This window comes from Flammeovirga aprica JL-4, from assembly GCF_012844305.1.
Classification (GTDB): Bacteria; Bacteroidota; Bacteroidia; order Cytophagales; family Flammeovirgaceae; genus Flammeovirga; species Flammeovirga aprica.
This window is the reverse complement of record NZ_JABANE010000183.1, coordinates 1-9,201: the sequence shown is the minus strand read 5'-3', so window position 1 is coordinate 9,201 and position 9,201 is coordinate 1. Positions and strand designations below refer to the sequence as shown.

6 protein-coding genes are annotated in these 9,201 nt (G+C 34.1%); 3 read left to right on the top strand and 3 right to left on the bottom strand.

Going from position 1 to position 9,201, the window contains the following annotated elements; translation table 11 throughout:
• Nucleotides 1-170 precede the first annotated feature (170 nt).
• Both HHU12_RS32000 and HHU12_RS31995 read right to left on the bottom strand, forming a co-directional pair.
• Complete coding sequence (locus tag HHU12_RS32000) at nt 171-2,534, bottom strand: DUF6089 family protein (RefSeq protein ID WP_169660812.1); 2,364 nt, start codon at nt 2,532-2,534, stop codon at nt 171-173.
• Between the two features lie 339 nt (nt 2,535-2,873).
• Entirely contained in the window at nt 2,874-3,515 is a 642-nt protein-coding gene (locus tag HHU12_RS31995; RefSeq protein WP_169660811.1) for an oxidoreductase, read from the bottom strand.
• A gap of 147 nt (nt 3,516-3,662) precedes the next feature.
• Here HHU12_RS31995 and HHU12_RS31990 point away from each other — a divergent pair, with 147 nt between their 5' ends.
• The 3 genes from HHU12_RS31990 to HHU12_RS31980 are packed head-to-tail and all read left to right on the top strand — an operon-like array spanning nt 3,663 to nt 8,081.
• Nucleotides 3,663-5,501: an ABC transporter ATP-binding protein gene (locus tag HHU12_RS31990; protein WP_169660810.1), complete on the top strand. Its 1,839-nt coding sequence runs from the start codon at nt 3,663-3,665 to the stop codon at nt 5,499-5,501.
• Between the two features lie 8 nt (nt 5,502-5,509).
• Nucleotides 5,510-7,354 carry a glycosyltransferase gene (locus HHU12_RS31985; RefSeq protein ID WP_169660809.1) on the top strand — a complete coding sequence of 615 codons (1,845 nt, stop codon included), beginning with the start codon at nt 5,510-5,512 and terminating at the stop codon, nt 7,352-7,354.
• A 19-nt stretch (nt 7,355-7,373) separates the two neighbouring features.
• Nucleotides 7,374-8,081: an FkbM family methyltransferase gene (locus HHU12_RS31980; protein ID WP_169660808.1), complete on the top strand. Its 708-nt coding sequence runs from the start codon at nt 7,374-7,376 to the stop codon at nt 8,079-8,081.
• A 13-nt stretch (nt 8,082-8,094) separates the two neighbouring features.
• On the opposite strand, the gene HHU12_RS31975 is transcribed toward HHU12_RS31980, so the two are convergent.
• Nucleotides 8,095-8,916 (bottom strand): DUF5672 family protein, encoded by an 822-nt coding sequence (locus tag HHU12_RS31975; RefSeq protein ID WP_169660807.1) that lies wholly within the window; start codon nt 8,914-8,916, stop codon nt 8,095-8,097.
• Between the last annotated feature and the right edge of the window lie 285 nt (nt 8,917-9,201).

Sequence of the window (9,201 nt, the reverse complement as noted above, 5' to 3'; positions counted from 1 at the left end):
GCGAATCAATTTTGCATCGATAAATTTGAGGAACCCGCGGTAGCGAAAAGAAAAAAACTGAAGGTTACCCACAAAAAAAGACCCAATAATTCTTAAAATTATTGAGTCTTATATCGAAATTAATTCACTGAAAAACTGTATCGTTTTTTCAGGACATTACACTTTACCTATTACTCTTTAGGTTCTAAACGAATATTATACTTCATAGAAGTAACCGTTCTATATTTTGAAAGATCAGGAATCTGATAGTTTTTCTCTAAAAATCCTTTTTCCTCTACAAAGAAATAATACTTTTTATCCTTGTCGATTTCCATAGTATAATTCCCTTCAGCATCAGATTTTACATAGATGTTTTCATCCTCATTAGGCGAAATGAAAACAAGTTCTATATTTTTAAGGAGTTCTCCGGTAGTTTTATTTGTGACCTGTCCGTAGAGTTTCACTTTCTGAGCTAGAGGTTCAATCACTAATGTTTTTTCAAGCGTTTCTTTTCCTATCACACCTACAGTTGAAATTTTGGTAGGTTTCATTCTTTTATAACCAAAAGCCGATGGGAAAATTTCATAATTGGATTCATTAGAAATATCAAAATCATAATTACCGTTATCATCCGTACGCTTAGTCACCAAGGCATTGGTTTCAAGGTTCTTCAAACTGACAAGAATTCTAGGTAAAGCAACCTTAGTATCTTTTGAAACTACTTTTCCTTTCAATTTCATGGCTTCAATTGTGAACAGGTTTTCATGCTCATCGGTCAGCATTCTTGAAAGGTTAATCTCATTGACATTTAATTGATAGATATCATTTCCACCTTTACCTCCCAGACGGTTGGAAGTGAAATACCCTGTTCTTTTAACAGAGTTCAGAATCAAACCATAATCATCATAAGTTGAATTAATAGGAGCTCCCAAATTGGCTACGGCAAAGATTTTTCCTTTTTTAGTATAGGTTTCATATAAGTCTAAACCGCCCATTCCCTCATGTCCGTCAGATGCAAAATACAATGTGCCATCAGGGTGAATAAAAGGAGAAACTTCGTCGCCAGGTGTATTGACAACATCTCCTAAATTAATAGGGTAAGTCCATTGTCCGTTGTATTTATAACTTATATAAATGTCTGTCCCTCCGTAACCGCCTTCCATATCTGAAACAAAATAAAGTGTATTTCCATCTTTAGAGAAAGAAGGTTCTGATATAGAATAATGTTCATTATTAAAGGGAAGTTCTTTAATGTTAGACCAGATATTTTCACCAAGAATATCGATTGAATACAACTTATGCTGTGCCACTTCAAGGTGAGGAACATCTGCTTCATACAACGTAGCAATCATATGATGATCATCGATCTGAAAGGCTGAATGATGATGATGATGATGGAAAGCACTGCTGTCAATTGCAATAGGTCTTGTTTGCTCATTTCTATAAAGATCATGTAAAGGAGCAAAGTAAAAATTGTAGTAAGACTTTCTGTAATGTTTATTGAAATGCTTTCTATCGTTTCTGTCAGTAGTATAAATCAGACCATCATGATAAAAATAAGGAGACCTTTCAGAACCTGCTGTATTAATAGCAAGGTTTTGAATTGTATATCTATCCTGATTTTTTGTGAACTTAGACGCTTCACGAGAATTACTTTTGCCTTTCTTCGCGTGCAATGTTGGTTTATAAAGCTCATTGTTTTTATGGAGCCATGACAATGCTTTTGGTGGTTTATTTTTCGATAAAATATACCTCACTCTTACTATAAAATTAGAGAAGCCATCGTTGTTATTGTTACTTCCTCGTCTTTGTCCGGGACTGAATTTCTCAGAAGGAACTTGTCTTGGCTGTCCCGTTAAAATAGCAATACTTTCTTGCGATCGGTCGGCCATTGATGCTGCTAGTTTATTTTCACCAAAGTGAGTATCACCAACATAATGTAAGCTGACATCATCAAGGTAATCTGTGAATGTAAACTTGCTGATCCATTCAATACCCACATCAACACGGTCTGCAACTTTTACATTAACACCGATTCCGAAAGGAATGGCAAGTACAGCCTTATTGTATTTGGGCTTATAGAATTCTCCGCCTTGTCCTTCTGTACCCAAAGGGGCCAGATCAACCCAAGTATTACCAAAGGCATTGGTTGTTTTTCCTTTTGGATTATGCAATAAAGCCGTCAGTCCTGTGAGAACGTAGGGAGTTACTCTTTTTCTTTGTGTATAATGCCCATAATGCGGGAAAATATCAATCTGAGCGAGAGCGGAAAGCTGGAAGACATCATTTCTGAAATGTAAGTTTCTATTGTATTCAAAAGAACCTACAGCAGCAGTTTGAGCGTCGTCACCATGCAATCTGGACCAGGCAATTTCACCTCGGAAAATAAAGCGATGAGAGAACCTTTTTTCAAAAGCACCACCAATGTGTGCTCCAGAAAGATTGAAATCTACGGCAGTAGGTGAGGCTCTTTTTGTGAGATCACCAAAGTAGTTGCTGACACCTGTCTGGAAAGACAAAGCCCAATGTTTATCAGTGGAAGGTGCTAGCCCCATATGTTGTTGGGCAAGGCAGTTTATGTTTAGTTGAAAAAAACATATTAGAAAGAAAAAAATGCCCGATCCACCCTTTAATATTTTGGGGTACATAGTTTTGTTAAGATAGTATGTTAGGTATTAGAAAATGAAGCACAGAGTAAATAAACCGAAGATAAATTTAAGTTTCAGGTAGGTTATTAAGTACAAATTCAAAATTATATCATACTAATTCTATTTATTGTTTTGCGATTACTTCCTACAAAAAACTTTCAATAGAACTACTATTAATACGTTTTTTAGCGTTGTACTCACAAAAAATACATTAGAATTAACTATGATTTTTTTTTGACTTGGTACTTACTGCATTTTGTCAGATGTAAATACACGGGTGCCTGATTGATCAGACTCCAAGGCTTTTTTCATCATAAAATCTGCTACCTTTTTACCTTCTATACCTTTATATTTTTTAGGAATAAGAGGAGCGAAAATTTGATTTAAAACTTTACCCAAGTCTTCACCAATCCTCTTCTCAGTCCTTTCTCCCAATAACAACGAAGGTCGGAAGATATTTAGTGTAGAGAAGTTCATGTTTGCCAGTTCATCTTCCGTTTGTCCTTTAACTTTATTGTAATAAAACGGAGAAGAAGCACTTGCTCCCATAGAAGAAATAATCTGGAAATTCTTTGCACCATTTTGAAGTGCCAGCTTACCAAAATTGACACAGTAAGTGAAGTCCACTTTATAAAAAGCTTCTTTACTTCCTGCTTTTCTCATGGTTGTTCCCAAACAGCAAAAAGCATCATCAATGGTATTGTCTATTTTCACAGCATCAAGCTGTTCAAAGTCTACAATAATTTCTTTAACTTTAGAATGCTGAGTATTTAAAGGTTTTCGCGTTAAAGCGATAATCTGACTGTAGTTGCTATTTTTACTTAGCTTTTCCAGCAAATGTTGACCAATAAGACCAGTACTCCCGACAACTAATGCTATTCTATTCATTTAACCTCGATTTATCCTATCAAAAATAATAAAGACTTTGAAATAAATCTTTAAATATACCAAATATGTAGTAATGAATCAGAATGCAATGATTACATTTGTCGTTAAATTTATAGGAGATACGAAAAAAAATGCTCTTAGAGCCTTATGAAAATATATAAAAGACTTTTAACCTTTAGTGGAAACCTTGGGTCATTTATGTTGCCCTATTTTATTGTGACGATCTTAATGAGTGTTTTCAGTTTGCTTAACTTTACATTCATGATTCCATTGTTAGATATTTTATTTAACAGTGAAGAATCGTTTACAGTACCTGAGACTTTATTAACCCTCGATGATTTTCAACTAAATGGTGAATTCATAAAAGAATATGCTTATCAGGAGTTTGGTTTATTGATGCTTGAAAAAGGCAAATTGAGTGCACTGATGTTGATCTGTACTTTTACTTTCTTGGCATCCCTAATGACCAACACTTTCCGATATATCGAAAGACGTTTGGCGGAGAATTACAGAAGAAATACTGTAGCACTTTTAAGAACAAAGATTTTTGACAGAGTATTAAGTCTTGATATTGGTTATTTGACCAACTCAAAGAAAAGTGATATTATGGCTCGTTCTACTACGGATGTCACGGAGATGGAAAATGCATTTTCAGCTTTGACTACTTTCATCAAAGATCCGATTATGTTGATTGTATTCTTCTCTACTTTAATTTACTTGTCACCTACAATGACCATGTTTGTATTCTTGATATTACCCGTATCAGGTATTTCAATTGGTTTGATTGCTAAAAAATTAAAACAAGTTTCTCATAATTTGCAAGACATTTCTGCCAACTTGCTAGGTGTTTTGGATGAGACGATTGTGGGTATGAGAGTTGTAAAAGGCTTCAATGCAGACAATTATGTGAAATCATCTTTTGAGAAAAGTAACCAAGGTTATGTGAAGGAATACAGCGATTTCGCTTCTAAAAGAGAATTAGCTTCTCCATTGTCAGAAGTGATGGGTGTTTTCTTTGTAGGTGTTTTACTTTACTTAGGAGGAACAATTGTACTTTCAGATGATCCGTCTCTATCAGCCTCAGAATTTATGGCTTACCTTGTACTTTTCACTCAAGTACTTAACCCGGTAAAAGCTATTTCAGGTAATGTCAGTAATATCCAAAGAGGTATGGCGGCAACAGAACGTATCTTCCAGTTATTAGATACAAAGCCAAGCATTAAAGACAATCCGGAGGCGAAAGAGCTAACAGAATTCAAAGTAGGAATACAGTTCAAGGATGTTACTTTTGGATATGAAGAGAAGGATGTTTTAAAAGGCATCAATTTTGAGTTGAAAAAAGGACAGATGCTGGCATTGGTTGGACCATCAGGAGGTGGTAAATCCACATTGGCAGATTTGATTCCTAGATTCTATGATCCACGAAAAGGAAGTGTGGAAATAGATGGGAACAATATTCAAGATTACAAATTAAACTCACTACGATCTCATATGGGTATTGTTACACAAGAGTCAATTTTGTTTAATGATACTATTTATAATAACATTGCATTTGGCACCGATGCTACTATGGAACAAGTGGAAGAAGCCGCTAAAATTGCCAATGCACATGAGTTTATCATCAAGACAGATGAAGGATATAATTCTATCATCGGTGATCGAGGTTCAAAGCTATCAGGCGGTCAGCGTCAGAGATTAAGTATCGCAAGGGCAATTTTGAAAAACCCTGAAATCTTGATTTTGGATGAAGCTACTTCTGCCTTAGATACTGAATCTGAAAAGCTTGTACAGAATGCTATTCAACATTTGATGAAGGGCAGAACAGTACTTGTAATTGCCCACAGGTTATCAACAATTCAAGAAGCAGACAATATTCTTGTAATCAAAGAAGGAGAGATTGTAGAACAGGGTAATCATCAGAACTTGATGAATATTGAAGATGGAGTTTATAAAAAACTTCAAGAGTTACAAGAGTATTCAAAATAACATAATATATGATAAGTATCGATCATATTTCAGCCGTAATGATTTTAAAGAATGGTGAGCGATCCTTGAGAGCTACCTTAGAATCATTACGCTTTTTTGGGGAAGTAATCATTTTGGATAACGGTTCTACTGACAATTCTCTAGCTATTGCATCAGAATTTTCAAATGTAAAAGTGCATCATTCGGAATTTATCGGTTTTGGACCATTGAAAAATCTGGCTGCTTCTTTTACAAGCAATGATTGGATATTTTCTATCGATGCTGATGAGATTATTGATCAGAAACTCCGTGATGAAATTGTAAACTTCGATTTGACAGATCCTCACACTGTTGCCGTAGTTGACAGACCTAATTCCTACTTAGGTAAAAAAATAGAAGGAACTGATTTTGGTAATGAAAAAAAAGTAAGATTATATAACAAGACAACTACTAAATTTAGCGACGTACAAGTACACGAAACAATTGAGACACACGATATGAAGAAAATAATGCTGAAAGGGCATCTGCTTCATGAGTCTTATTCTTCTGTCAATGATATCATTGACAAGCTACAATTATATACTTCTCTTTTTGCTGAACAGAATTGTGGGAAAAAGACGATTACTCCTTTTATGATTGTGGTGAAAAGTCTTTTTGCATTTTTCAGAAGTTACGTGTTCAAATTAGGTTTCATGTCAGGCTGGAGAGGGCTTTTAATAAGCTCCTTTGTGACGGCAGATGTTTTCTTTAAGTATTTTAAATTGTATGATTTGAACTACAAAAAAAAAAAATCGGGAAGAAAGAAAATATTAGTTGATTTAGAACGCCTAAAGTACCCAAACTGTGGATTGGGGCAAGTGAGTATTAATTATTCTAATGCCTTAACTAAAGTAGCAGATCAAAGTAATGTATCTTTGGAGTTTTTGTTATCTTCAGAAAATAGAAAAAGTTATATTGAAGATGCCAATAATGTAAACTTTAGGTACCATAATCCATTGACTAAAAAAGGTATACTTCCTGTTGATTCCAACATCGATTTATTCCACCTTACTCATCAAATTACAGATTACAAAGCTGTTAAAGCAAAGAAAAATATATATACAATTCATGATCTGAATTTCTTAGAAGAAAAAAATAAAGCAAAGGCAGATCGTAAACTAAAACAAATTCAAAAAGCAGTAGATCGAGCGGATGTGATTACCGTTATCTCTAAATTTACGGAGAAAGTGGTGAGAGATAATTTAGAAATTCCTTCTTTTAAACCTGTAAAGGTTATCTATAATGGCGTTAAAACTCCAATTCTAAAAGAATCTGCTCAACCTGATATAGATGATTCTCCTTTTTTCTTTTCTATTGGTACTGTAATGCCTAAAAAGAACTTTCATGTGCTGGTAAATATGATGGAGTTCGTTGATCCAAAATATAAACTTTATATCGCGGGGCAATTGACAAAAGCTTCTTATGTTGATCAAATCAATGCTTTAATAGAAGAAAAGAATTTACAGGACAGAGTAAAACTGCTGGGGCCAATTTCTGATCAAGAAAAATCATATTTGTTTGAGAAATGTGAGGCCTTCTTGTTCCCTTCTTTATTGGAAGGATTCGGTTTACCAATTATTGAATCAATGCTGGCGAAAAAACCAACTTTCTCTTCCAACAAAACCAGTTTACCTGAGGTAGGTGGAGAGTATGCCTATTATTGGGAGAACTTTAAGCCTGAGTATATGGCTAATGTGGTGAAAGAAGGGCTTAAAGATTTTAATTCCGATAGAACGAAAAAGGAACAAGAAGTATATGAGTATGCTTCTAATTTTTCATGGGAGAAGAATGCAGAAGAATATAATAAGTTATATATTGAAACCTTAAACAGTTAAGGCTTCAATATAAACTAATATGGACTATAGTGACAATAAACAAATTTATCGTAAAATAAAGGAAAAGGGCTTAGCGCTAGATTGTGTTTGTGAAGTAGGGGTATATTACCCAGAAACTTCTAATATTTTAGACTTTGTGAATCAGGGTGTCAGAACTATCCTTGTAGAACCTTCAGATGATTCACTAAAAAGGATTGACACCTTTTTCGAGAATAAAGATAATATTACAATCCATCCTGTTGCCGTCTCTGATAAGAACGGAACGTTGGAATTATCAAAAGCAGAAGCATCCACATTTATTTCAGACCTTCCAAAGAGTCCAGCATTAATCAATGATAATTTTAAAGTAACAGAAAATGAAACGGTTACTGTTCCATGCGTTACTTTTGATAAAATTGATACTTTAGATATCGACTTATTAAGTATTGATATTGAAGGGGCTGAATGGTATGTTATTCAAAACTTGAAAAGTAGACCAAAAGTCATTTCTATTGAGACTCATGGAAAGTTTTACACTAATCCTTATATCAATGAGATTACTCAGTGGATCAACGAAAACAATTATAAAGTATGGTATAAAGATCATTCAGACACCGTTTTTTATAAAGAGGGTGAGTTAGAGCTGACCTCATCAGAAAAGTTTGCACTCACTTGGATGAACTTTAGGATTAACTTGAGAAGATCAAAAAAATATATCTTCTGGCCATATTATCAGTTGAGAAAATAAAAATACTAGCCTTCTAAAGTTTTTTAGAAGGCTTTTTTACATTATAGCCTAACGGTTTTATGTGCTCAGCCCAAAAATGAATATCAAATTTTGGCCATGCATGAGTACCCATAGGAAGAATATTATTGATCGCTACGCAATCTCTTGGTCTAGATTCAATACTGAATAAGAGTGCTTCTTTTGGACCAGGAGCTGTAAAAAATGAATAAGCATAAGTAGAGTTTTTACCAAAAAACATGTCCTCATTTTTATAATTATTTTTAAAAAGCCTGGAGTTTTTGTTCTTAAGGCGGATATAAGCATACCAGTTTTTAAGCCTTTTAGCAAAGTTGAAACTCAAAAAGCATTTTGGAAGGGAAGATGAAAGGTCAATCACTCGAATATGGTCCTCTATTTTGCGTAAGGATAATCCTCCATTTCCTACATGCTTATACCTAACTGGTTCATTGTCTGGTCCATGAGGCCATGGAGCACCGATATATGAATAATTTCTGGCACACCACTTTTGTACCTGATCTTCAAAAATAAAGCAATCTAATTGGTAAATCATTAAGTATTTATAGGACGTGTTGTAGGTCTTATAAAATTGCTTGTCAACCATCAGTTGATTGTATCCGTGTACATTTTGAAAAAATGATTGGTCAAAGTATGTAAACTGATATTGGACTTTACTTTCCTCTAAAAAAGGAGTGTAAAATGAAGTGTCTAACTCTTTGTAAGTTATAATGGAAATGTCCCAATTCTTCAGAACTTTTAGACATTGCTGAAAAGAAATCAACTCGTTATTGTCTAAAACTTCTTTATAAATTGGAATGACAATTATGCATTCTTTCATAAATAAGGTGTCTGTTTAGCAAAATACTAATGCACAAAAGAGTGCTTAGTTAAAAAAATGAACAGTTGGTAATTATTGATTACCAATTGATGTAAAGTGAGCTTTATATGTAGGGAACCTTGGTAAATACTTAATCTGCTAACAATGAGTTATTTACTTGTTCTAAAATGTGAAAAAGACCCCGAAAAATGTCGAATTAGGCTTTTTTCGGGGTTTTAACTTGCATAAATTTGAGTTCCAACAAAAAATCTATTACAAGTCTGACTCAAATATAACATGCAATTC